The following is a 23,691-nucleotide window of genomic DNA, read 5'->3' as shown; positions in this document are numbered from 1 at the left end:
GCTCCGGGTGAATCCTTGGTGTATTTCGGGTGCATCGGCCGGCAACCGCCCGGACACTGGAGGGTTGTGTGGTCCGCCCGGAATAGCTGGCTTGCTTGAAGAAAGCCAGCTACGATCGAGCCATGCCTCTTCGATCCGACTGGTCCGCGCGCACATGCAGCCTCGCCCGGGGCCTGGACGTGCTTGGCGATCCGTGGGGGAGCCTGGTCCTGCGGGAGGTCTTCTTCGGCAACGGCCGCTTCGATGCCATCAAGCAGCGCCTCGAAATAGCGGACACCGTCCTGAGCAAGCGCCTCGGCTGGCTGACGGACGCCGGACTGCTGGCGCAGCGCCCCTATCAGGACGGGAGCCGCACCCGGCAGGAGTACGTCCTCACACCCAAGGGCGAGGACTCCCTGCCCGTGCTCAACGCGATCATCATCTGGGCCGAAAAACACCTGGATGCGCCCAACGAGGTCTCCCACATGCGGGTCATCCACACCGACTGCGGGCGGCCAACCTCCTCCGCCGATACCTGCAGTCACTGCGGCGTGCCGCTGACCGCCGCAAACACGAGCTGGCACAGCTTCAAGCGCAGCGACCATCCGATGCCACTCGCCACAGCGCCCGCAGAAACCTTCCCCGCGGGAACCTTCCCCGCAGAATCCGCGTCCCCCGAAACGGAGATCCCCGCATGACCGCTCCCGACGTCACCAAGGTACGCAGCGGCAAGTCCCGGCGCAGCCGCCTGCACCCTGCATGGTTCGTGGCCGCCGTCGCGTTCCTCGCCCTGGTGGGCGCCGCCGGCTTCCGGGCCGCACCCGGCGTGCTCATGGTCCCGCTGCAGGCCGAATTCGGCTGGTCCACCACGGTCCTGTCCCTTGCTGTCAGCCTCAACCTGGTGCTGTTCGGGCTCACCGCGCCCTTCGCCGCCGCCCTCATGGAACGCTTCGGCATCCGCGCCGTGACCTCGATAGCCCTGTGCCTGATCGGCCTCGGCTCGGCCCTGACTGTCTTCGTGAACCAGTCCTGGCAGATCCTGCTCACCTGGGGGCTGCTAATCGGCCTGGGCACCGGGTCCATGGCACTCGTCTTCGCCGCGACCATCGCCAACACCTGGTTCGCCAAGCGCCGCGGCCTCGTGATCGGCATCCTCACCGCCGGCAGCGCCGCCGGGCAGCTGGTGTTCCTTCCGTTCATCGCCGCCCTTGCCCAGAGCCCCGGCTGGCGCGGGGCTTCGCTGCTGATCGCTGCCGGCGCGCTCGCCGTCGTCCCGCTGGTGCTGCGCTGGTTGCGGAACTCGCCTGCCGACGTCGGCGCCCGCCCCTACGGTGCCGAGGAAACCGAGGCGGCCGAACCGGCGACGACGGCGGCCGCCGGCGATTCCCCGAACGCCGCCGTCCGGGCGCTGCAGGTCCTGAAGCGCGCCAGCAAGGTGCGCACGTTCTGGGGCCTTGCCGCCGGCTTCGCGATCTGCGGGGCGACGACGAACGGCCTGATCGGCACCCACTTCATCCCCTCGGCCCACGACCACGGCATGCCGGAGACGACCGCGGCCGGGCTGCTCGCCGTCGTCGGGATCTTCGACATCGTGGGCACCATCGCCTCGGGCTGGCTGACGGACCGCTTCAACCCGAAGGTCCTGCTGGCCGTGTACTACCAGTTCCGCGGGATCGGCCTGCTGGTTCTGCCGCTGCTGCTGGGCTCCACGGTGGAACCGAGCATGATCGTGTTCGTGGTGGTCTACGGGCTGGACTGGGTGGCCACGGTGCCGCCCACCGCCGCGATCTGCCGCCGGGTGTTCGGGGCAGACGGCTCGGTGGTGTTCGGCTGGGTTTTCGCCGCCCACCAGCTGGGTGCGGCAGCCGCGGCCGTGGCAGCCGGATTCGTCCGGGACGCCACCGGGCACTACACCTACGCGTGGATCGGGGCCGCCGCGATGTGCATCGTGGCCGCGGTCATCAGCGCCACGATCCGCAAGGACGCCGCACACAAGGAAGCCGTGCCGGTAACGGCCTGACTATTTCGCCGGAACTGTTTTCGCCGCGAAGTACGCCCTGGTGGACGGCAGGAAGCGGCACACGACGGCGAGGACCACGCCCAGGAGCAGCAGCACCACACCGCTCACGAAGGCGCCGCCCACCCCGAAGATCCTGGTGTCCCCGTAATCCGGGTCCCACATCTGCACCGCCGAGATGAAGAACGCCGCGCCCAGCATCACGGCGCCCAGCAGCGGCAGGATCCCGCGGAACCACAGGTTCCGGACGGAGTCGCGCAGGGTGCCGCGGAAGTACCAGACGCAAGCGAAGCCGCTGAGGGCGTAGTAGAAGGCGATGAACAGGCTGATCGAACTGATTGAATCGGCCAGCAGGTTCTCGCTGAGGAAGGTCATGGCGACGTAGTACACGACGGCGGCGCCACCCATGAGTTGGGTGGAGAAGCCGGGGGTCTGGTAGCGCGGGTGGACCTTCCCGAAGCGCGGCGGCAGGGCACCGTGGACGCCCATGGACAGGGTGCCGCGCGCCGTGGGCAGGATGGTGGTCTGGGTGGACGATAACACCGAGGCCAGGACAGCGACGACGATCAGCCAGCCCCAGGGCCCCAGCACCACGTCTTTCATGGCCAGGAACACATCGGATTCGTTCGCGCTGTTCCCCAGCCCGATCCCTTCGGCGCCGGAACCGGCGTACATCATCACCAGCAGGGCCACGGACACGTAGATCGCCACCAGGACGAAGGCCGAAATCACGGCACCCCGGCCGGGAGTCTTCGCAGGGTTCTCCGTCTCCTCGTTCAGGGCCAGGCAGGTGTCCCAGCCCCAGTAGATGAAGACCGCCAGCAACGCGCCGTGCACCACGGCACCGGGATCCGCGAAGGCCCCCGCAGGGTTGAACCATTCGACGGTGAAGGGCGTGCCGTTGCCGGCCCCGCCGTTGGCGATGCCGATCATGAGCGCCAGGGCGAAGATGCCCAGCGAGATGTACTGCACGTAGGTCAGGGTGCGCTGGACATGTTCCCCCAGCCGGATGCCGCGGTGGTTCACGAAGGTCATCAGGGCGATGAACGCCACGCCCGTGCCGGTCACCAGCCAGGTGTTGCCGGCCAGGGACCCGTCGCCCACCAGGAGCCACAGGTATTGCCCGGCCACCTGGGCGAGGTTCGCCAGGACCACCGTGCCGGCCAGGGCCACGCCCCAGCCGCCCAGCCAGCCGGCCCAGGGGCCGAAGGTCTTCCGGGCCCACACGAAGGTGGTGCCGCAGTCCGGCATGGCGCTATTGAGTTCCCGGAAGGCGTAGGCGATGAACAACACCGGGATGAAGCCAAGCACGAGGATCAGGGGAGTGTAGTCCCCGTTGACGGCGACAATCAGCCCCAGCGTTGCCGCGAGCGAGTAGACCGGCGCCGTCGAAGCCAGGCCGAGCATCACCGAATCGCCGAGGTCAAGGATCCCTGCACGCAGCCCTTTGCCCGGGACGGTGCCGCCGGGCTGCGGCTGGCCGGACGACGTCGAGGTTTCCATGCTCACAGGGCGGCTCCGTTCGCTGAGGTGGCGGACGCGATGGTCGGCGCCGGTGCGTCGATGGTGTTGGGCACGAAGCGGCAGAAGTAGTCGGTGACGGGCCCGTCCGATTCGCGGATGCCGCAGCCCACCGATTCCCCGTCCACCACCCACAGGCCAAGGACGGGGTGGTTGCCGTCGAAGTCCGGCAGCTGCTGGTACTGCTGGAAGCACCAGCCTTCGCGGCCGTACTTGCCGGGCTGGTCGACCTCGACGCCGGGCGCATGGATCCGGATGTTGTCGCCTTCGCGCCCGTGCAGGGGTTTCGCCACCCATTCCGTCAGCGGTCCCGGGTCACCGAGGTAGGCCGGGAGGAGGTTTTCGTGGCCGGGATAGAGGTGCCACAGGGCCGCGAGCAGCGCCTTGTTGGAGAGCAGCATCTTCCACGCCGGTTCCACCCAGCGCGGGTTGTGGGCCCGTTGCAGCAGGCGGTGGCCGAACGGCTCCTTCATCATCAGCTCCCACGGGTACAGCTTGAACACGGTGCTGATCATGAAGTTGTCCAGGTCCACGAAGCGGTTCAGGTTCGGGTCCCAGCCGATGTCCGACATGTTGATGCCGATCGTCGTCCAGCCGCCCTGGCTGGCGACGTCGCGCATGTAGGCCGCCGTCATCCAGTCCTCGCCGGACTCCTCGGCCTCCGAATGCGCCACGTGCAGGGTGCTCATGCCGGTGCGGTACTGCAGCTTCTTCCATTGCCGGATGAGGGCCTCGTGGATGCCGTTCCACTGGTCCTTTTCCGGGAAGACGTCCTGCAGCCAGAACCATTGCGCCACGGATGCCTCGATCAGCCCGGTGGGGGTGTCGGCGTTGTACTCGAGCATCTTGGCGGGCCCGCCGGCGCCGTCGTAGATGAAATCGAAGCGGCCGTAGATGTCCATGTCCCCGGCCTGCAGCGATTCCGCCGCGAGTTCCAGGGCCTGCTGGCCGATGCCGATCCCGCCCATCGCCCCGGTGGCCAGGAACTTTGCCGCCTCCAGGCACATGAGGTGCATGTCCTCGGCGGTCTTTTCGAGCGTTTCCACCTCGTCCATGGTGAATTCGTAGTACGCCGACTCGTTCCAGTACTCGATCTTCCGGCCGTCGGGCATGGTGGTGGTGGAAAACACCAGGCCCTGTTCCTCGATCTTCTGCTTCCAGTCCGGGCGCGGGGCAACGGTCAGTCTCTTCATCGTCAGCCGCCCGTGCTTCCGCCGCCCTTGGAGCTTCCGCCGAAGCCGCCGCGGCTCACCGTTCCGCCCTTGGTGCTGTACCCGGTGGAGGTCTTCGCACCGCTGGGCACCGTCCGGGTGAAGTTCGGATAGGCGCTGCGGTTCTGGCCGACGGCCGGCACGTTGGCACCGCGCGAGTAGAAGTACCAGGCGTAAATCCCGGAGCTTCTCCCCTCGGAGCTTCCGCAGTTGGCATCTTCCACGCGCTCGCCGGTCTCGTCGTTGAAGCACACCTGCGCGTAGTCGGCGTCGTTCTCCTGGCTGGCCACGATCGCCGTGATGGTCCCGGCGAGCAGTGCCGTGACTCCCAGTCCGACCACCACGGTGCGGCGCTGGGAGCGCTTCTTCCGGTGAGCGGCCTCCGCGACCCGCTTCGCTTGTTCGCGGGCGAAGGGGTCGACGACGGCGGGCGGCTCCCGCAGCGATCCGTCCTGCCCGGCGTCGGGCTGCTGGAGCTCCGGCCGCAGCTCCGGCTGCGGAACCTGCCAGGGCGGCGGCTTGGGCCGGCCGCCGTCGCGGCTGCCTTCCGGACCCTTCTCGGGGCCCTTGCCGGGACCTTCGTCCGGACCGCCGGCGTCCGCCGGGTTGCTGTTCGGGTCCATGCTTTCTTTATCCCCCCGGAGTCTGATTGCTGAGGAAAGCCTACCCCTGCGCCCGCGCCGCGGCATGGGGTGGGGGAGTGCCAGAATTGGGGCATGGCCGCAGCTGATGCAATGAATGGAACCGGCACGGGAAAGGCCGCCACCCTCCCTGGCCAGCCGGGCGTCCCCGGCATCGGGCGCGGCCGCATCCTGGCGGGCCTCGCCCTCGCGGTCCTGTTGCCGCCCGCCGTCGAGCTCCTGGTCACCGCGGTGGGCTACCGGAACTTCGCCATGATCATGCTCCTGCACCTTGCCGTGGCCGTTGCGGTGGCCGCCGTCGGCGGGCTGTGGCCGGCCGTCGTGGCGGCTGTCCTCGGCAGTTCGCTGCTCAACTACTTCTCCGCGGAACCCGTCGGTTCGTTCTCGATCGCCGATCCCTCCACCCTGTTCACCCTGGTGGTCTTCCTCGCGGTAGCCTGCGGGGTCGGGCTGGCGGTGGGCCTGGCCACCCGGCGGGCCCAGGAAGCCGCGCACGCCGGGGCCGAGGCGCGGGCCCTGAACGAACTTGCCCTGAGGATCCTGCGCTCCGACGGCAGCCTGGAGTCATTCCTGGACAAGATCCGCGCCAAGCTCGGGATGGACGCCGTCACGCTCCTGGAGGCCGCCCCGCCCGAGGGCCCGGACCGCATTCCGGCCACCGCGCGGCGGGCGGACCCGCGCTGGCACGTACTGGCAACGTCAGGGCCCCAGCCCCCGCTGGGCCATGCCGCGGCCGACCATGCTGCCGTCGTCGATGCCAATTACACCCTCCTGCTGCGCGGCGGACCGCTGACCGGCCAGCACAAGCGCATGCTGGCCGCCTTCGGCGCCTACGTCGTGGCGGTGCGCGAGCGGCAGCAGTTGGTGCAGAGCCGGCAGGACAACCTGCGCCTCACCGAGGGCAACACCATGCGCACCTCCATCCTGCGCGCGGTGTCCCACGACCTCCGCACACCGCTGGCCGGGATCAAGCTGGCTGTCAGCAGCCTCCGCCAGGAGGAGGTCAGCTTCAGCCCCGAGGACGAACGCGAACTGCTGGCCACCATCGAGGACTACACGGACCGCCTGGGCCACCTCGTGGACAACCTGCTGGACATGTCGCGCATCACCGCGGACGCCGTGACTCCGCACCTGCGCGGGCTGGCCTGGGAGCAGGTCCTGCCGGATGCGCTGCGCGGGGTGCCCGGGGAGCGGATCCGCAACGAAATCGCCCCCAACCTGCCTGCCGTCGAGGCCGACGCCGGAATGCTGGAACGCGTGGTGGCCAACCTGGTGGAGAACGCGGTGAAATACGCGCCCGGGTCCGACGTCGTGCTGCGGGCGCGCACCGCGGGTGTCGCCGTCGGCGGGCGGCCGGGCAGCGAACTGCGGGTGGCCGACCACGGCGGGGGAGTGCCGCCGTCGGACATCCTGGCGCTGTTCCTGCCGTTCCAGCGACTGGACGACGCCAGCTCAGCAAAGGACGGACGCAGCGGAATCGGGCTGGGACTCGCCGTCGCGAAGGGCTTCACCGAGGCGATGGGCGGCACCCTGACCGCGGAGCCGACGCCGGGCGGCGGGCTGACCATGGTGGTTACCCTGCCGCTGTGGGAAGGGGAGCAGCCGTGAGCCTGGTGCTGATCGTCGAGGATGAGGCGCAGATCGCGCGGGCCATGCAGATCAACCTGCACGCCCACGGCTACCAGGCCCTGACCGTCGGCAACGGGGCTGACGCCCTCAAGGCCGCCGCCCGCCAGCCGGTGGACATCGTGGTGCTGGACCTTGGCCTGCCGGACATGGACGGTGTGGCGGTGATCCGCGGAATCCGGGGCTGGAGCAACATGCCCATCATCGTGCTGTCCGCCCGGCACGGTTCCGAAGACAAGGTCGAAGCGCTCGACGCCGGCGCGGATGACTACGTGACCAAACCGTTCGGCCTGGACGAACTGCTCGCGAGGCTGCGGGCCGCGTCCCGCCGGGCCGGGACACGGGACGAGGCACCCACCCTGGAAACCGCCGACTTCGTGGTGGACCTGGCCGGCAAGAAGATCGTCAAGGACGGCGGGGAGGTACGGCTGACCCCCACGGAGTGGAACATCCTCGAGCTGCTGGTCCGCAACGCCGGCAAACTGGTCAGCCAGCAGCAGATCCTCACCCAGGTGTGGGGCCAGGCCTACGCCAAGGAAACCCAGTACCTGCGCGTGTACATCGCCCAGCTTCGCCGCAAGCTCGAGCGCGACCCCTCCGCGCCCCGGCACCTGCACACCGAGGCGGGCATGGGCTACCGCTTTGATCCGTAGCGAGAACCCCTCGCATGGGCCCACGCCGCTAGGGTTCCCTGAGCGAGCGAAGCGAGATTAGGGAAGAAGCGGGATTAGGGAAGCGGTGGGGACTGGCGCCTAGCCTGCTCCCCAACCTCGCAAGCTCGGCCGGGGACCCCTCGCAGGCTAGGCTTGGTGCCATGGACACCGCATCGTTGATCGCAGTCTGCCGGGTACACGAGCTCTTGGCCGATCCCGAAGGCAGCGTTGGCGTCACCGCCATCGACAAACGCGCCGTGGATGGACCCGTCAAGGTCCACAAGCTCGGCCTGCACGGCGACGTCCAGGCCAACCGCCTTCACCACGGCGGCGAGGACCAGGCCCTCTACGCGTATTCGCAGGACGACGCCGACTTTTGGACCGGCGAACTCCAGCGGGAGCTGCCGCCGGGCATCTTCGGCGAGAACCTGCGCGTGCGCGGCATCGACACCACCGGCGCCGTGATCGGCGAACGCTGGAAGATCGGTCTGGACGTGGAGGTCGAAGTGACCTCGCCGCGCACGCCCTGCGCCACGTTCCAGCGTGTGATGGACGAACCTCAGTGGGTCAAGCGGTTCACCGATGCCGGGCGCGTCGGCTGCTACCTGCGGGTGGTGAAGACCGGCAGCATCTCCGCGGGGGACCACATCCACCGGCTCTTCGTTCCGAAGCACGGCATCACCGTGGGGAAATGGTTCAGCGATCCCACGATGGAGGACATCCAGACCCTGCTCGACGCCGAAGCGGACGGCGAGATCCGGCTGCAGCCGGAGTACCATGACGAGTTCGAAAAGATCATGCGCCGGGCCGGCGTCGGAAACTGACACAGCGCCCCCCGACCGGGGTTTGACCGGGGCTTTGTGCGCAAGCTCACCGCCTTCGCGGGCGCATGTGTCATGGACGTTCCGTGGAGTGCCCTACAATGGATATATCCCCCACTCCGGAAATCCCTTTTTCCTGCCCAATTTTTGAGGCAGGACTGGTCAGTGTTGGGGCCCGCGGTTTTGATGCGGGCATTTTCATAGGGAGAGCCGGGCGAAGAAAACGCTGTACAGACTGCTGGGATAGCAGCCAAGAGATACAGCGCGAAGTCCTGCCATGGGGTTGCGACAGCGCCGGACTTCTTTGTGTGCGGCCGGGCCCCATAGGTTCAGCCGTGTGCGACGAGTACTGCGGCCAAGCCCAACCGGGCCGCGCCGACTGGCCACCTATGGATGAGGAAATCTTCCCCTATGCCTGAAAACCCGAACGAAACGCTCGACGCCGACATCACCGAGACCGTCGAAACCGCGCCTGAGGCGCCCGCCGCCGAAGCTGCCGAGGCCCCTGCCGAAGCCGCCGCTCCCGCCTCCGCCCCCGCGGAAGAAGAAGAAGGCGTCCGCTTCACCGACCTCGGCCTCGACGGCCGTGTCCTCGCTGCCCTGCAGGACGTCGGCTACGAGAAGCCGTCCCCCATCCAGGCGGCCACCATTCCGCTGCTGCTCGAAGGCCGCGACGTCGTCGGCCTCGCCCAGACCGGTACCGGCAAGACCGCCGCGTTCGCCGTCCCGGCGCTGTCCCGCCTGGCTGAACTGCACGACCTCAACGGCCCCTCCCGCAAAACCCAGGCGCTGGTCCTGGCTCCGACCCGTGAGCTTGCCCTCCAGGTTGCCGAGGCCTTCACCTCCTACGCCAAGCACATGGAAGACTTCACTGTCCTCCCCGTCTACGGCGGTTCTGCCTACGGCCCGCAGCTGGCCGGCCTGCGCCGCGGCGCCCAGGTGGTTGTCGGTACCCCCGGCCGCGTGATCGACCACATCGCCAAGGGCTCCCTGGACCTCTCCGAACTCCAGTACCTGGTGCTGGACGAAGCCGACGAGATGCTGCGCATGGGCTTCGCGGACGACGTCGAGCAGATCTTCCAGGAGACCCCGGAGACCCGCCAGGTGGCCCTGTTCTCGGCCACCATGCCGGGCCAGATCCGCCGCATGTCCAAGCAGTACCTGAACAACCCGGCCGAGATTTCCGTGAAGTCCAAGACTTCCACGGGCACCAACATCCGCCAGCGCTACGTGCAGGTCATGGGCCCGCACAAGCTGGATGCCATGACCCGCATCCTCGAGGTCGAAGAGTTCGACGGCGTCATCGCCTTCGTGCGCACCAAGATGGCCACCGAGGACCTCGCCGACAAGCTGAAGGCCCGCGGCTTCCAGGCTGCCGCCATCAACGGCGACATCCCGCAGCAGCAGCGCGAGCGCACCGTGGACGCCCTGAAGGAAGGCCGCATCGACATCCTCGTCGCCACCGACGTCGCGGCCCGCGGCCTCGACGTGGAGCGCATCAGCCACGTGGTCAACTACGACATCCCGCACGACACCGAGTCCTACGTGCACCGCATCGGCCGCACCGGCCGCGCAGGCCGCACCGGCGACGCGATCCTCTTCATGACCCCGCGCGAGAAGTACCTGCTGCGCGCCATCGAGAAGGCCACCCGCCAGAGCGTGGAGCAGATGCACCTGCCCACCGCGGAAACCGTCAACTCGCTGCGTCTGGGCAAGTTCGCCGAGCGCATCACCGAAACCCTCGAATCCGAGGATGTGGCGCTGTTCCGCGACCTGATCGCCTCCTACGAGGAAGAGCACAACGTTCCGGCCGCGGAGATCGCCGCAGCACTGGCCGTCATGGCCCAGGGCGGCCAGCCGCTGCTGGTCAAGGAACTGCCGGCCGCACCGGAATTCCAGAAGCGCGAGCGTGCCAAGGACGGCTTCGGCTCCCGTGGCCCGACCCGCCCGCTGACCGAAGGCAACGCCACCTACCGGATCGCCGTCGGACGCCGGCACCGCGTCATGCCGGGCTCCATCGTGGGCGCTATTGCCAACGAAGGCGGCATCTCCTCCTCGCAGATCGGCGGCATCGACATCCGCTCGGACCACTCCCTCGTGGAGCTCCCCGCGGACCTGAGCCCCGAGCAGCTGCGTGCCCTGTCCCGCACCCGGATCGGCGGCGAGCTGATCCACCTCGAGCTGGACAACGGCCGCAAGCCGAACCGTGAACGCGGCGGCTACGGCGACCGCGAGAACCGGGGCGGCGGCAACTTCAAGGGCAACGGCGGCTTCAAGAAGGACTTCCGCCGCAACGAAGGCGAGCGTTCCTCCGCTGACCGTGGCGGCCGTTCCTACAGCGAACGTTCCGAGCGCAGCTTCGGCGACCGGGACCGCGGCCAGGCCGGTGACTCCCGCTTCGGCGGCCACGGCAACGGTTCCCGCAAGCCCCGCCACGGCGGCGACAGCGGACACCGTGATTTCAACCGCAAGGGCAAGTGGTAAAAAACTACTGCTTCTGAAGGCTCCGTCCCATCTGGGACGGAGCCTTCTCCGTTTGGTGTCTGCTTTGCCCGTCCGGCCGGCGACGGCTGAGGAGTGGCGCAGGGACTAATGATCAGTTTCAGGGTGCCGCGCGACCGCACCTCCGAAACCTAGGACTGTTTTTCGAGTCAAACTTTCGAGGTGCAATTCACATTCCGCCAGCTCTTCGGGCGTTTAGTGGGCCGATCGTTTGCCTGCTCCGCAGGGCAGCCGGCCTTCCTGACCCTCTTTGGAGCCCGACGACCCAGGACTCGCGGCAAGTTGTGATGTCGGCGCCGCTTCTACGTCCAAAGAGGGTCCCGACGGCGGTGCTTCCGCCCCGTTTCCGAGGCCCGTTGAACACCGGTTTGGGTGCTTCGCAAATTGTGTCAGGTCCGGCATTTGCCCCCTTCTGCCCCGATTTGGTGTCAGGGGCGAACCTCCGGTAGAGTACTTACTCGTTGCCCCCTTAGCTCAGTGGTAGAGCGCGTTCTTGGTAAGAACGAGGTCGCCGGATCGATTCCGGCAGGGGGCTCTGAATGAGAGCCTGTGTCAAGGCGGTTTTGACCGGCTTGGCACAGGTTTTCTCATTCGTGGCGGTGTAGCTCAGTTGGTTAGAGCGCACGACTCATAATCGTGAGGTCGGGAGATCGAGCCTCCCCACCGCTACCAAGGAAAGACCCCGCGGATTCAACATCCGCGGGGTCTTTTTGTTTTCCCATTGCTGCTTGAATGGGTTCATGCCACGGATCACGATCATCGGCGGCCACGGCAAAGTGGCGCTGCAGCTTGCCCGAATCCTCAGTGACGAAGGCCATACGGTCACGTCCATCATCCGCAACCCCGACCACGTCGCCGACGTGACGGCAAGCGGCGCCTCCCCGGTGATTCTCGACGTCGAGCATTCCACGACGGCGGAGATCGCCGCCGCGCTGGGCGGCAGCGACGCCGTGGTCTGGTCCGCCGGCGCCGGAGGCGGCAATCCGGCCCGCACCTACGCGGTGGACCGCGACGCCGCCATCCGCTCCATGGACGCCGCGGCGCAGGCCGGCGTGAAACGCTACGTGATGGTGTCCTACTTCGGTTCCGGGCCCGGTCACGGGGTTCCGGAGAACCACAGCTTCTTCCCTTACGCCGAGGCCAAAGCGGCGGCAGACGAGTACCTGCGCGGCAGCAAGCTGGACTGGACGGTCCTCGGCCCCGGTACTCTGAACAACGATCCCGCCACCGGGCTGATAGACGTCAACCCCGCAGATCCCGCCACGGGCACCGGAACGTCCAGGGCCAATGTGGCATTGGTGGCGGCCGCCGTGCTGGAACTGCCCGGGACAATCGGACGGACCATCGAGTTCCGGGACGGCACCAGCGACGTCGTGATGGCCCTGACGACGGACTCCTGACGCATGGACCAGTTGGCACTCATCATCGGGCTGTTGCTCGCAACGGTGGCGGCGGTGGGCCTGGGGGACAGGCTGCGCCTGCCATACCCGGTCCTGATGCTGCTCATCGCGGTGGCCTTGACCTTCATTCCGGGCTTTCCCGAGCTTGAGATCGATCCCGAATTGATCCTGCCGATCTTCCTGCCGCCCTTGCTGTTCGCGACGGCCCAGAAAAGCTCCTGGGCCGTCTTCAAAGTCCGCTGGCGCACGCTGCTCCTGATGGCGGTGGCCCTGGTGGTGGTCTCGACGGCGGTCGTCGCCGGGGCGGCCTGGCTCATGATCCCGGGCATCGGCATCCCGGCCGCGATCGCCTTGGGTGCAATGGTGGCGCCGCCGGACCCGGTGGCGGTGGAGTCCGTAGCAGGCCGGGTGCGCATGCCCCGCCGGCTTATCACGGTGCTGCAGAGCGAAGGCCTCTTCAACGACGCTGCTGCCATTGTCATCTTCCAGGCCGCGGTGGCCGCAACCGTCGCCGGAACGCATCTGGGCCCCAACATTGCGTTCGAGTTCATCGTCGGCGCGGCCCTCGCCGTGCTGGTGGGAATCGCAATGGGCTGGTTCGGCAGGATCATCAACAAGCTCGTCACCTCGATGGTGGCCCGCAGCGCCGTCACCCTGGTGATTCCCTTCGCCGCCTACATCCTGGCCGAGGAGGTGCACGCCTCCGGGGTGATCGCCGTCGTCGTGACCGCATTGGAAACCCAGCGCCACGCACGACCGCAGGACGCCGCCGAACGCGTCACACGCACGGCCTTCTGGGATGTCGTGGAACTGCTGGCCACCGGCCTCGCCTTCGGCCTGGTGGGCCTGGAGATCCGGCACGTAATCCGGGAAGAAGGCGCCGCCGTGCTCGGCATGGTCGGCATGGCCGCGGTGGTCTGCATTCTGGTGTTCGCGGTGCGCTTCGGCTGGCTCGGCCTGCTTGCGCTGTCTGCCCGCCGCAAGAGCGCCCTCCAGCCCACATCCTTCAAGGAGGTGCTGATCCTCACCTGGTGCGGCATGCGAGGCCTGGCCACACTGGCCCTCGCCCTGGCGCTTCCGCTAACTGTCTCAGACGGCGGTGACTTCCCGGCCCGGCATGAAATCCTCGTGATTGCCTGCGCGGTGCTGCTGGCCACCCTGGTGTTCCCCGGCCTGACCCTGCCGTGGCTCATGCGCGTGCTGAAGGCGGCCGAGGACGGTTCGCACGAAGAGCACGCTGCCAAGCTACTGGCCAGGCGCGCCCAGAAGGCCGCCATCGCCGCGCTCAAGGATCATGAGCTGATGAAGGAGCTTCCGGCGGACAAGGTGGCGCTCGTGAAGCAGAAGATGGCCCGGCTGCATGCCGAGCTGCTGGATGGCACTCTCAAGAACGAAAGCCTCGAGGAGAAACGCCGACGGGGACGGGAGCTGGCCATCACCGTCCAGACGATCGCCCTCGACGCCGCCCGCCAGGAAGTGGTTGCTGCGCGGAGCGAGCCCGGCACGGACCCCGAGGTGGCCGACCGGGTGCTGCGGCAGCTGGACCTGCGCACCATGGCGATGCCCGAGTAGCAGATACCGCGCCGTTGAGGACCCGGTCCTTGCGGGGAGGCTCTGTCGTTGCCGCCGGCTCAGGAAGTGCTTGAATGCCGGGGCAAGGAAGACGGCCCAAGGTCCAGCGCATGCTCCTCGACGTAGTCCAAAGCGTGCCGGATGGCGCCGATTGACACGATGCCGTCGCCCAGGGTGGAGGCCTCCAGCCGCGGCGGCGTATGGGTGTAGTCCGGAAGCTCCTTGCTGATGGCCGGGATGAGCGCCCGGGCCGATTCCGCGACGGCGCCCGCAATGACCACGAGTTCGGGGTTGACCAGCGTGCTCAGGGAGCCGATGATCCGCGCCATGCGGTGCGCCACCCGGTCCAGGACCGCGGCTGCGGCCGCGTCACCGGCCGCAGCCGCGGAAAAGACCATCTCGGCGGTCAGGGCTCCGGGATCCCCTCCGCAGCGCTCGCGCATGGAACTCTTTGCGCCTTTGTCGAGCGCCTCCCGCGCCCACAGCACGGCGTAGTGCGCAATGCCGCTCGTGTCGCCGACCCCGTCGAGATTGTCCAAATATCCCAGTTCGCCGAAGCCGCCGAGCTGCCCGTGGAGCAGCCGGCCGGATTCGAGGACTCCGGAACCGAGCCGGTCGCTGGCAAGCATGACCACCAGGTTGTCGACTCCCTGGGCGGTGCCACGCCAGCGTTCCGCAAGCGCCGCCAGGTTGGCATCGTTTTCGAGGAGCACGTGCCAGCCATGCCGCTCTGCGACGATCCCGCGGACATCGAAGGATTTCCAGAATTCCTGGGCCGTGAGGACCTCGCCGTCCCGGCTGACCGGGGCGGCGACGCCAACGGAGACGGCAAGCACGGAATCCGCCGACGCGCCCGCTTCGTCCAAGGCCTCTGCCGCAATCCTGTCCAGGACGTCGGCGCGTTCGTCCGCTGCCACACTGTATGCGTGGCGGAATGGCATGGTGACCTGGGACAGGGGAGTGCCGGCCATGTCCGCCACGATGGCAGTGATCTTGTTGGCACCGATGTCGATGCCCAGCACGCTGGCCGCGCGGTCGTCAAAGACAAAGCGGCGGGCCGGCCTGCCCTTGACGTAATCCCCGGCTCCCCGCTGGTTTTCCAGTTCCTGGAGCCACCCGAGTCGAACGAGTTCATCGCAAATCGAGATAACGGTGGCGCGGGAGAGCCCGGTGGCGGCCATGAGATCGGTTCCAGTCAGGACGCCTGCACCGCGCATCGCCTTGAGCATGGCGCTCGCATTGACCCTGCGTACCAGCTGCGTTGACGGCGCTGTTTCGACCATCTTCAAACCTCCCCATCCTTTGCTCTCCGCTAAGCGGCAGCTAACTCTCTCTAAATTTAGTTCATAAATTTATCTTTCGTTCCATCTTCCAACCTCCTTGACTCTGTGGCGAACCTCACTCCATACTTGCGATAGGTAGTAAATTTACCTCCTAATTTAAATTGGGCGATGGGCCGACGTTGGCCAGCCGCTCTGATGAAAGGACCGACGCAGATGTCTGACTCCCTCCTCTCACGCCCTGTTGACCGCCGCGCGCTGCTGCGCACGGGCATGCTGGGCGCTCTTGGCCTCGCTGCAGCGCCGGCCCTGGCCGCCTGCGGCGGCGGCTCGGCTCCCGGTGGCAGCTCCGGCTCCGGCAGCGTCTCCTGGGCGGCATGGGCAAACCCCGGCGAAGGAGAGCGTTACAAGAAGTTCGCCGAAGAACTGTCCAAGAAGATCAACGCCAAGGTCAGCTTCCAGGCCGTTGTGGGTGACTATGAGGCAAAGCTTCTCTCCCAGCTGGCTGGCGGGGCGGCGCCGGACGCGTTCTACGTCGGCGATGGGCAGATGGCCAAGTTCATTGGTGCGAAGCAGGTCTCGGACCTGAGTGATTATCTTTCAGGCGGAAAATCCCCGGTGAAGCTGGAAGAGTTCCCGGAAGGTCTCTACCAATGGTGCAAGGGTGCCGACGGCACCGGCCTCTACGGACTTCCGGTGGACTGCAACCCCTCGGTTTTGTGGTTCAACAAAGACGTCCTCTCCGCTGCGGGCGTCAGCTCGGATCCCGCCCAGCTGTTCGATGGGGGGACCTGGAACTTTGACGCCTTCACCGATGCCTTGGACAAGGTCCGGGGCTCCGGCAAGAAAGGGTTGATCCTGTCCAACTGGTGGTTTAACTGGGCCTGGGCGGTGACTGCCTTCGGCGGCACGCTCCAGGATGAGTCCGGCAAGATCGTCTTCGCCGACGACCCCAAGGCGCAGGAAGGGCTCGGCTGGCTGTTGGAGCAGTTCAAGTCAGGCAACATCACCTACGCGGGTTCGCTGCCGAAGGGCCAGAGCGGCGACGCCCTCTTCCTGGCCGGCCAGCTTGCCTTCAACAACGTGGGCCGTTGGGCGTTGCCTACCCTGAAGTCCGTCAAGTTTGGATATGACATTGCTCCGCTGCCTTCGCCCACCGGCAAGGACATCATGCCGGCCCCCGTTGCCACTGCAGCAATCGCCCTGAATGCGAAAGCGAAAAACCGGGAAAAGGCACTCGAACTGATCGGCAACTATGTGTCCAAGGAGGGGCAGCAGTTCCGCCTTTCCGGCGGGGGCAACGCTGTGGCATCGGTGAAGGGCCTGGACGGGCTTGCCACCGAAGGTGGAGTGCCTGCCCACGGCAAATTGTTCAATGAGGTTGTTGCCAAGGGGTATGCGATGCCGAACGCGTTCGTGTCCAAGGCCAAGACTGCGACGGAACTGCCGACCCTTGTCGACAAGCTTTTCAAGAACCCGTCGACGACTGCTGCCTCCTTCTCCGAGGCAGTCAGCAAGCTGGTGAACGGCTAACAAGGATGTCACTGGACACGCAGATCCGGGCCAGCGTAGATGCCGTGCCGGCCCAGCCGCGCCGCAAGGTGTCCCGACGGCACCGCAAGGACACCATCGCGGCCCTCGTCTTTCTTTCGCCCCAGCTCTTGGGCCTGATTGTCTTCATGATCGGACCCCTGGGTTTTGCCTTGTATCTGGCTTTCAGCCATTGGGACGGGTTCGGCGCCGCTACCTTCGCGGGGCTGTCCAACTTCACCGAACTCTTCGAGAATCCCCGCATCCAGCGTTCGGCGATCAATACCGTGTGGTTCACCGTATTGCAGGTCCCTGGTGTGATGATCACCGCCTTCCTCTTCGCGCTGTTCATGCAGAAGGCAGGAAGGATGACCAACGTTTACCGCCTTGGCTTCGTTGCCCCGGTGGTCACATCCTCCGTGGCGGTCGCCACCATTTGGCTCTACCTGTTCAACCCTGAGATCAGCCCCATCAACAGCGCCTTGCGTTCGATCGGTATCCCGGCTCCCAACTGGCTGCAGGATCCGTCGTTCATCATTCCGTCCTTCGCTGTCGTGGCGATCTGGCAGGGCCTGGGCTATCAATTGGTGATGTTCATGGCCGGCCTGCAAAGCATTGGCGCCTCCTACCTTGAAGCCGCCGAACTGGACGGTTGCTCGGCGTGGCAGAAGCTGTGGCACGTCACCGTACCGCTGATCTCGCCCACCATCCTGTTCCTCTCGATCACCTCAATCATCGGCTCCTTCCAGGTCTTCGATTACATCTACGTCTTCATGGACTCAAGCGCGCCGGACGAAGCCCGCACCATCGTCTACGAGATTGTCCAAATGGCCTTCCGTGAGTTCAACTTCGGAGCCGCTTCAGCCTTGGCGTTCCTGCTGTTCCTGGTCCTGCTCGGTGTCACCGGGCTCCAGATGGCCGCCCAGAAGAGATGGGTTCACTACGCAGAATGAGCACCCTGACCCGAAACATTGCCCGCTCCCAGGAGGTACGGACGCGCCGCCGGCCTGTCCGTCCGGGGAGAATCATCCTTCACCTTGCACTGGCAGTCTGCGCCGCCCTGATGGCGCTGCCGTTTCTATGGATGATGCTTTCCTCGTTCAAACCGCTGGATGAGATTTTCCGCCAGCCTCCCACCTTCCTGCCGGAAGTGTGGACCACCGGAGGCTATGAGACGGCTTTTGCCGGTGCCGATTTCGTCCGCGGTTTCTGGAACAGCACGTATATTGCCGTGACAGTCACCGTGATCTCGCTGCTGACCAGCACCATGGCCGCCTACGCATTCGCCAGGATCGACTTCCGCGGAAGCAAGCACCTCTTCATGGTGTTCCTGGCCACGATGATGGTTCCGGCGCAGCTGACCATCATCCCGCTGTACATCATCATGGGATGGCTAGGCTGGATCGATACTCCGCTTTCCCTGATCATGCCCGCCTCCCTGTTCAGCGCTTTCGGGGTCTTCCTCATGCGCCAGTACATCAAGGGCATTCCACGGGAACTTGAAGAAGCCGCGGAACTGGACGGCGCAAGCCGCTTCCGGGTCTTCACCACCATGATCCTGCCCCTGCTGCGCACCCCGCTTACAGCACTGGGCATCTTCACCTTCCTGGGGCAGTGGAACAACTTCTTCGGCCCGCTGATCTTCCTCAACAGCGACGCCAATTTCACCCTTCCGTTGCTGGTGAACCAGTTCAAGGGCCAGTATGGCGCCGACTGGACCTCTTTGATGTCAGCTACGACGCTCGTGGCGGCCCCGCTGCTGATCATCTTCGCCGTCGCCCAGCGGCAGATCGTGGATGGCATCGCGCTCTCCGGCTCCAAGTCCTGAGAGACCCTACTCAAAAGCAGGAACGACGACGGCGGGAACCCGCCGTCGTCGTTCCTCCCACCGCTTGTTATTACCTGGGAAGGATCCCCGTTTGTCTACGCCCCCCTTTGCCACGCCGTCCGCTTCCGAGCTCGCAGCGGCCGACCCTGACTGGTGGCGTCAGGCTGCCGTCTACCAGATCTATCCGCGTAGCTTTGCCGATTCGAACGGTGACGGCATCGGCGACCTGAAGGGCGTCACCGCCAAGGTGCCGTACCTGAAGGAACTGGGGGTCGACGCCGTCTGGCTGAGTCCCTTCTATCCCTCGGCTTTGGCGGACGGCGGCTATGACGTGGATGACTACCGCGATGTCGATCCGAAGATCGGTACGCTGGCGGACTTCGACGAAATGGTTGCCGCCCTCCATGCCGCGGGCATCAAGGTGATCGTGGACATCGTTCCGAACCACTCATCCAATCGGCATGCCTGGTTCCAGGAGGCATTGGCCGCCCCGAAGGGTTCCCCGGCCCGGGAGCGGTACCACTTCCGCGATGGATTGGGTGAGCACGGGGAACTGCCGCCCTCAGACTGGACCGCCTCATTCGGCGGTCCACGGTGGACCCGCGTTGAAGACGGGCAGTGGTATCTCAACACCTTCACGCCCGAGCAGCCGGACTTCAACTGGGACAACCCTGAAGTCCAGGAGGACTTCCTTGAGACACTACGCTTTTGGTCCGACCGTGGAGTGGATGGCTTCCGGGTTGATGTTGCAAACCTTTTGGTCAAGGACCTGCCGGCCACGCTGCCCAGCAAAGCTGAACTGTCCGCGATGGATCGGAATTCCGGAACCCACCCACTGATGGACCGCGACGAAGTCCACGAGATCTACGCCGAATGGCGCAAGGTCTTCAACGAATACAATCCGCCACGCTTCGCCGTGGCCGAGGCGTGGGTGGAGACTCCGGAGCGGCGGGCGAAGTACGCGTCGCCCGAAGGCCTGGGCCAGGCGTTCAGCTTCGACTTGCTGATGGCGGACTTTGATGCGGAACAGTTCCGGACTGTTATTGGGGACAACCTGGAACAGAGCCGGCTGAGCGGTTCGACCTCCACCTGGGTGTTCTCCAATCACGACGTTACCCGCCATGCCACCCGTTACGGGCTGCCCCCGCTGAACGGGCGCGCGGTCAAAGGCGGGGTGGAGTGGGTCAAGGAAGGCGGGCGGAAGGAGGCTCTTGATATTGCCGGTGGCATCCGCCGGGCCAAAGCGGCCACCCAGCTCATGCTGGCGCTGCCGGGATCGGCGTACCTGTACCAGGGTGAGGAACTCGGCCTGCACGAAGTCGCGGACATCCCCGCGGACCGCCGTCAGGACCCGTCCTTCTTCCGCGGGGCCGAGTGGGACGGGCTGGGCCGGGACGGCTGCCGAGTTCCGCTTCCGTGGGAACCGGACGGCACCTCGTTTGGCTTCGGCGCCAACGGGGCGCACCTGCCCCAGCCGGCTTGGTTCGTCGGGTATGCGGCCAGCGCCCAGGAGCGGGAGGGATCCACCCTCACGTTCTACCGCACTGCGCTCGCGCTGCGGCGCCGCCTCCAGACCGGCGAGAGCCTGGAATGGATCGACACGGGCAACGCGGACGTACTGCACTTCGTCCGCCCGGGCGGCTGGCACGTCGTGGCGAACTTCGGAACCGCCGCCGTCGAACTGCCCGAAGGTGAGCTCCTGCTGGCCAGCGCCCGGATTGAAGACGGCAAGCTTCCGGGCGAGGCAAGCGCCTGGCTGCGTGCTTGAACCCGATTCCGAAAGATCAACAGAGAGGTTGATTTTTGATGAAAAACCGTTGGAGTTCGAGAAGCATTGTGGGCGCGGGCGTACTAATTGGGGCGTTGCTTGCGCCAATCGCTCCTGCCGCCGCAATGGAACCTGTCAATGTCGCTGTGCCGGTGGCTCCGGGATCTGCCGCCCCGCCCGCATCGACTCCGACGCTGACCACATGGGGTCATGACAACGCCGTTGCCACAACCGGGCCCGTGCCGGCGGACAAGGTCCGCATGTCAGAGTTCTATGAGGCATCCGTTGCGACGGCTGCCCGCCCGGATACGGCCTACGGTTCCTTCGTCTACGCCAGCGTGCCCCGCAGCGGCAACGGCAAGATCGGCTACACCGAAGAGGACGGTGCGGAGTTTTCGTCCGAAGCGGGAATGACCATGAGCTGGTCGAGCTTCGAATACGGCGAGGACGTTTGGGTCAACGTGCGGCTGAAGACCGGGCAGGAAATCACCTCGGCCAGCCAGGTCACGATCAGGCCGAGCGATCTCGGCCTGGAGAAGCAGTTGGTGGACGGGTCAACCATACGTGTGAAGGTGCCCTTCAGCCCGGACGGACTCCGCTTTTCGGTGGAGTTCGATCCGCAGCTGGTCACGGCCTACAACGATATGTCGGGCACCTCCGGCGTCCTCACCACGAGTGCGGCCGAAGGCAACAAAGCGGTCCACACCGAACCGCGGAACTCAATGCTGGTCTTTGCAAATCCGATCCTTTCCGCAGCGGATGCCAAGCGGTACGTTCCGGGCGTGGACGACGGATCCATTCATTACCCGCAGCCGGGCCTTGTGGACAACCTGGGGGAGATCAGCGAGGACATTGTCTATTTCCGTCCTGGTACCTACTACATGGGTTCCGACCACCATGCGGTGCTGCCCGGAAACGTGAAGTGGGTCTACCTGGCCCCGGGCGCCTACGTCAAAGGCGCATTCCGCTTCCTCCACAAGACCCAACGCGACTTCAAAGTGACGGGGCTCGGGGTCCTCTCCGGGGAACAGTACGTGTACGAACCGGACACCAGGAACGGTTACGCCCACAGCGTGGCCGACAACTGCCATTCGAGCTGCGTGAAGATGCTTCAGTTCGAATCGTCGAACACGGGCCAGACGCTGGATCTTCAAGGCGTCACGGTCGCCGATCCGCCGTACCACTCCTTTGTTGTCTACGCCCATGAAGGCGAGGGGGCGGACGAAGTCGAGGTCGGCGTCGAGAACTTCCGCATGGACGTGCAGAACTACAAGCAAGTTGGAGGCTGGTACTGGCAGACGGACGGTATCGAGCTGTACGAAGGAAGCCGGATGAACAACACCTTCTTCCACTCCAACGACGACGTCTTGAAGCTCTACCACAGCAACGTAGACATCAAGAACACGGTGATTTGGAAGAACGAGAACGGCCCGGTCATGCAATGGGGGTGGGTTCCCCGGCAAATTGATGCCGTTTCCGTGGCCAACACGGACGTCATCCACAACCGCATGTACTGGAAAGACACCAAATACAACACCTGTGTGTTCAATTCCTCCAGCCACTGGGAGGACATGGGCGCCACCGACCGTGCGGATGTCGCCACCACGGTCAAGAACATGCGGTTCAGCGACACCCGGGTGGAAGGCATGGTCAACTGCGGCGTCCGGGTATTCGCCCTGTCGAATACCGAGAACATCGAGATCGATGGATTCTCCGTTGATGCCTGGAACGGCCTTGACTACACGTCGCAGCTCAGCCTGCTGAAGCGGTACCAGGACCGTGCCGGCCAGAAGGTGGCACTCGGCAACGAGATGTCGCAAGGCAACGGGATCCTGCTGCACAACTACACCGTGGGCGGGGCCGCCATCATCAAGGCGGGCGATAACTGGTGGGACACTGAGCCGGGCCGGTTGAACTTCGACGCCGAAACCTGGGACGGTTGGAACGCCACCGCCGAAGGCCAGGCAATCGGGCCGGCACCGGAACTCGCCGTGGACGGCCCTGCGGACGGTTCAGTTGTGGATGCCCGGCAGTTGACGGTGTCCGGAACCACGAACGCGCCCCGCGTGGCCGTAGCCGTGAACGGGGAACGGCAGGACGCGCCGGTAACGGATGGCAGGTTCGCCTTGGAAGTCACCCTGCCTGACATCACCAACCGGGTTGTGGTCACAGCCACCGGCGAAAATGGGGTCATGGCCGTTGACCGGCGCGCCGTGACCGCACTCGGCAGCAGGATCGGGTCGCTCTCCGAACCCGCCGGAGACGACAAGGGCCCGGGCAGTTACACCTACCCCACGGATTCGGCCTTCAATCCCGGAAGCTTCGATCTGACCGGGATGGATGTATACGAAGACGGTGATGCGGTCCGGTTCCTGGCGTCCACGGCCGGCCCCATCAACAATCCGTGGGGCGGTGCCGGAATGAGTACACAACGGCTGAACATCTACCTGCGGGATGGCAGCTCGACGCAAACCACCGCCTTGTTGCCAGGTACCAACACCTCGGCCGCTGGTGCCTGGAAGTTTGCGATCGTTGCTGACGGCCGGTATGCGGCATCCCGCTTCGGCGGAGGTATCTACGATGCGGGGCTGCAGCGAGTGGGGGACGTGAGGCTCGATGTTGATCCTTCCGGCATGATCATCGCCTCAGTTCCCGCCGCTGTGCTGGAGGGCGTTGACCTGCGGAACACCGGCTATCAGGTGTCCATGTTCAGCGACGCCGAAGAAGGCGAAGGCATTGGCAATGTGCGGCCCGTTTACAGCGCCGAGTGCGCCCGCGGCATTGCTTGCCCCTCATTCGTCGGCCCGTACAGAGTCGGCGGGGGAGCCGGTTCCTGGACGGATGCGAACGAGTCGCATGACACTGACACAAGCGATTCCAACGCGCTCGACATCATCACCGGTGGTGCATCGCAGGCCGACGTGATGGATTGGACCCGCGGCCCGGTAGTGGCGCCCTATGTTCGCTTGGATACCGCACAGACCGTCATTGATGCGGAATTCAGCGTTGGCAGCAAGAAGGTAAAGGGGTCCCAGGCGCTGACGATCGCAGCGGAAAACCATGGCGAAAGCTCCCTCGACCTGACTGTTGAGACGGTCTCCGGCACCACGGAACTCGGTGTGCTGCCGGCAGGCGGGTCCCGGGTGTATTTGATCGATACGCACAGCCCGCAGTTGCCTGCGATGTCCGTGAAGGTCATCGCGACTGCCCCTGACGGCACCTCAAGGAGCTACGCCATTCCCTACGCGGGGTCGAAACGGAAACAGGGCTGAGCACTGCCGCACTCTCCTGTTGACCTTCCACGCCCGGCATCCCATACTGGTTCGGGAGATAAATTTAGAT

17 protein-coding genes and 2 tRNA genes are annotated in these 23,691 nt (G+C 65.7%); 15 read left to right on the top strand and 4 right to left on the bottom strand.

All coding sequences use genetic code 11. The features are described from left to right. Positions 1–122 precede the first annotated feature (122 nt). The gene (locus ACN9M4_RS15150) at positions 123–677 is read left to right on the top strand and encodes a winged helix-turn-helix transcriptional regulator (RefSeq protein WP_426299253.1); all 555 of its coding nucleotides are present in this window, start codon (positions 123–125) and stop codon (positions 675–677) included. Then, the gene (locus ACN9M4_RS15145) at positions 674–1,999 is read left to right on the top strand and encodes an MFS transporter (RefSeq protein ID WP_426299248.1); all 1,326 of its coding nucleotides are present in this window, start codon (positions 674–676) and stop codon (positions 1,997–1,999) included. Before ACN9M4_RS15150 ends, ACN9M4_RS15145 begins: the two co-directional genes overlap by 4 nt. On the opposite strand, the gene ACN9M4_RS15140 is transcribed toward ACN9M4_RS15145, so the two are convergent. The 3 genes from ACN9M4_RS15140 to ACN9M4_RS15130 are packed head-to-tail and all read right to left on the bottom strand — an operon-like array spanning position 2,000 to position 5,351. Further along, complete coding sequence (locus ACN9M4_RS15140; protein ID WP_426299246.1) at positions 2,000–3,505, bottom strand: APC family permease; 1,506 nt, start codon at positions 3,503–3,505, stop codon at positions 2,000–2,002. After that, positions 3,502–4,710, bottom strand: a complete 1,209-nt coding sequence (locus tag ACN9M4_RS15135; RefSeq protein WP_426299244.1) for a glutathionylspermidine synthase family protein — start codon at positions 4,708–4,710, stop codon at positions 3,502–3,504. Before ACN9M4_RS15135 ends, ACN9M4_RS15140 begins: the two co-directional genes overlap by 4 nt. Positions 4,711–4,712: 2 nt before the next feature. Continuing rightward, a complete protein-coding gene (locus tag ACN9M4_RS15130) occupies positions 4,713–5,351 on the bottom strand; it encodes a Tat pathway signal protein (RefSeq protein ID WP_426299242.1) in 639 nt (212 codons plus the stop codon). Positions 5,352–5,444: 93 nt separating this feature from the next. Here ACN9M4_RS15130 and ACN9M4_RS15125 point away from each other — a divergent pair, with 93 nt between their 5' ends. The 8 genes from ACN9M4_RS15125 to ACN9M4_RS15090 all read left to right on the top strand — a co-directional run bounded on the left by ACN9M4_RS15125 (position 5,445) and on the right by ACN9M4_RS15090 (position 13,943). After that, entirely contained in the window at positions 5,445–6,977 is a 1,533-nt protein-coding gene (locus ACN9M4_RS15125) for a sensor histidine kinase (protein ID WP_426299240.1), read from the top strand. Beyond that, positions 6,974–7,648 (top strand): response regulator, encoded by a 675-nt coding sequence (locus tag ACN9M4_RS15120; RefSeq protein WP_426303493.1) that lies wholly within the window; start codon positions 6,974–6,976, stop codon positions 7,646–7,648. Before ACN9M4_RS15125 ends, ACN9M4_RS15120 begins: the two co-directional genes overlap by 4 nt. Before the next feature lie 161 nt (positions 7,649–7,809). Beyond that, the gene (locus tag ACN9M4_RS15115; RefSeq protein ID WP_426299238.1) at positions 7,810–8,472 is read left to right on the top strand and encodes an MOSC domain-containing protein; all 663 of its coding nucleotides are present in this window, start codon (positions 7,810–7,812) and stop codon (positions 8,470–8,472) included. A 408-nt stretch (positions 8,473–8,880) separates the two neighbouring features. After that, positions 8,881–10,953, top strand: a complete 2,073-nt coding sequence (locus tag ACN9M4_RS15110; RefSeq protein ID WP_426299236.1) for a DEAD/DEAH box helicase — start codon at positions 8,881–8,883, stop codon at positions 10,951–10,953. Between the two features lie 481 nt (positions 10,954–11,434). Then, a tRNA-Thr gene (locus tag ACN9M4_RS15105) sits at positions 11,435–11,506 on the top strand. 60 nt (positions 11,507–11,566) lie between these two features. Beyond that, positions 11,567–11,643 (top strand) — tRNA-Met (locus ACN9M4_RS15100). Between the two features lie 68 nt (positions 11,644–11,711). Continuing rightward, entirely contained in the window at positions 11,712–12,371 is a 660-nt protein-coding gene (locus ACN9M4_RS15095) for an SDR family oxidoreductase (protein ID WP_426299234.1), read from the top strand. 3 nt (positions 12,372–12,374) lie between these two features. Then, positions 12,375–13,943: a Na+/H+ antiporter gene (locus ACN9M4_RS15090; protein ID WP_426299232.1), complete on the top strand. Its 1,569-nt coding sequence runs from the start codon at positions 12,375–12,377 to the stop codon at positions 13,941–13,943. Positions 13,944–14,002: 59 nt separating this feature from the next. Here the strand turns inward: ACN9M4_RS15090 and ACN9M4_RS15085 are convergent, their stop codons facing one another. Further along, a complete protein-coding gene (locus ACN9M4_RS15085) occupies positions 14,003–15,226 on the bottom strand; it encodes an ROK family protein (RefSeq protein ID WP_426299230.1) in 1,224 nt (407 codons plus the stop codon). A gap of 213 nt (positions 15,227–15,439) precedes the next feature. On the opposite strand from ACN9M4_RS15085, the gene ACN9M4_RS15080 reads away from it, so the two are divergent. The 5 genes from ACN9M4_RS15080 to ACN9M4_RS15060 all read left to right on the top strand — a co-directional run bounded on the left by ACN9M4_RS15080 (position 15,440) and on the right by ACN9M4_RS15060 (position 23,621). Continuing rightward, the gene (locus ACN9M4_RS15080) at positions 15,440–16,756 is read left to right on the top strand and encodes an extracellular solute-binding protein (RefSeq protein WP_426299228.1); all 1,317 of its coding nucleotides are present in this window, start codon (positions 15,440–15,442) and stop codon (positions 16,754–16,756) included. A gap of 5 nt (positions 16,757–16,761) precedes the next feature. Next, positions 16,762–17,706 (top strand): carbohydrate ABC transporter permease, encoded by a 945-nt coding sequence (locus tag ACN9M4_RS15075; protein WP_426299226.1) that lies wholly within the window; start codon positions 16,762–16,764, stop codon positions 17,704–17,706. Then, positions 17,703–18,581 (top strand): carbohydrate ABC transporter permease, encoded by an 879-nt coding sequence (locus tag ACN9M4_RS15070; protein ID WP_426299224.1) that lies wholly within the window; start codon positions 17,703–17,705, stop codon positions 18,579–18,581. The genes ACN9M4_RS15075 and ACN9M4_RS15070 overlap by 4 nt, the downstream gene beginning before the upstream one ends. A gap of 91 nt (positions 18,582–18,672) precedes the next feature. After that, the gene (locus ACN9M4_RS15065) at positions 18,673–20,349 is read left to right on the top strand and encodes a glycoside hydrolase family 13 protein (protein WP_426299222.1); all 1,677 of its coding nucleotides are present in this window, start codon (positions 18,673–18,675) and stop codon (positions 20,347–20,349) included. Between the two features lie 38 nt (positions 20,350–20,387). Continuing rightward, on the top strand, positions 20,388–23,621 hold the full coding sequence (locus ACN9M4_RS15060) for a family 49 glycosyl hydrolase (protein WP_426299220.1): 3,234 nt from the start codon (positions 20,388–20,390) through the stop codon (positions 23,619–23,621). Positions 23,622–23,691 lie beyond the last annotated feature (70 nt).

The sequence above is a fragment of the Arthrobacter sp. R-11 genome, assembly GCF_049913155.1.
Classification (GTDB): domain Bacteria; phylum Actinomycetota; class Actinomycetes; order Actinomycetales; family Micrococcaceae; genus Arthrobacter.
This window is presented reverse-complemented; position numbering and strand designations above follow the sequence as displayed.

What these genes read in the sequence shown, in the direction of transcription:
- ACN9M4_RS15150 (WP_426299253.1), top strand. Translation starts at nt 123, where the DNA reads ATGCCTCTTCGATCCGACTGGTCCGCGCGCACATGCAGCCTCGCCCGG.
- ACN9M4_RS15145 (WP_426299248.1), top strand. Translation starts at nt 674, where the DNA reads ATGACCGCTCCCGACGTCACCAAGGTACGCAGCGGCAAGTCCCGGCGC.
- ACN9M4_RS15135 (WP_426299244.1), bottom strand. Translation starts at nt 4,710, where the DNA reads ATGAAGAGACTGACCGTTGCCCCGCGCCCGGACTGGAAGCAGAAGATC.
- ACN9M4_RS15130 (WP_426299242.1), bottom strand. Translation starts at nt 5,351, where the DNA reads ATGGACCCGAACAGCAACCCGGCGGACGCCGGCGGTCCGGACGAAGGT.
- ACN9M4_RS15125 (WP_426299240.1), top strand. Translation starts at nt 5,445, where the DNA reads ATGGCCGCAGCTGATGCAATGAATGGAACCGGCACGGGAAAGGCCGCC.
- ACN9M4_RS15115 (WP_426299238.1), top strand. Translation starts at nt 7,810, where the DNA reads ATGGACACCGCATCGTTGATCGCAGTCTGCCGGGTACACGAGCTCTTG.
- ACN9M4_RS15110 (WP_426299236.1), top strand. Translation starts at nt 8,881, where the DNA reads ATGCCTGAAAACCCGAACGAAACGCTCGACGCCGACATCACCGAGACC.
- ACN9M4_RS15095 (WP_426299234.1), top strand. Translation starts at nt 11,712, where the DNA reads ATGCCACGGATCACGATCATCGGCGGCCACGGCAAAGTGGCGCTGCAG.
- ACN9M4_RS15090 (WP_426299232.1), top strand. Translation starts at nt 12,375, where the DNA reads ATGGACCAGTTGGCACTCATCATCGGGCTGTTGCTCGCAACGGTGGCG.
- ACN9M4_RS15085 (WP_426299230.1), bottom strand. Translation starts at nt 15,226, where the DNA reads ATGGTCGAAACAGCGCCGTCAACGCAGCTGGTACGCAGGGTCAATGCG.
- ACN9M4_RS15080 (WP_426299228.1), top strand. Translation starts at nt 15,440, where the DNA reads ATGTCTGACTCCCTCCTCTCACGCCCTGTTGACCGCCGCGCGCTGCTG.
- ACN9M4_RS15075 (WP_426299226.1), top strand. Translation starts at nt 16,762, where the DNA reads ATGTCACTGGACACGCAGATCCGGGCCAGCGTAGATGCCGTGCCGGCC.
- ACN9M4_RS15070 (WP_426299224.1), top strand. Translation starts at nt 17,703, where the DNA reads ATGAGCACCCTGACCCGAAACATTGCCCGCTCCCAGGAGGTACGGACG.
- ACN9M4_RS15060 (WP_426299220.1), top strand. Translation starts at nt 20,388, where the DNA reads ATGAAAAACCGTTGGAGTTCGAGAAGCATTGTGGGCGCGGGCGTACTA.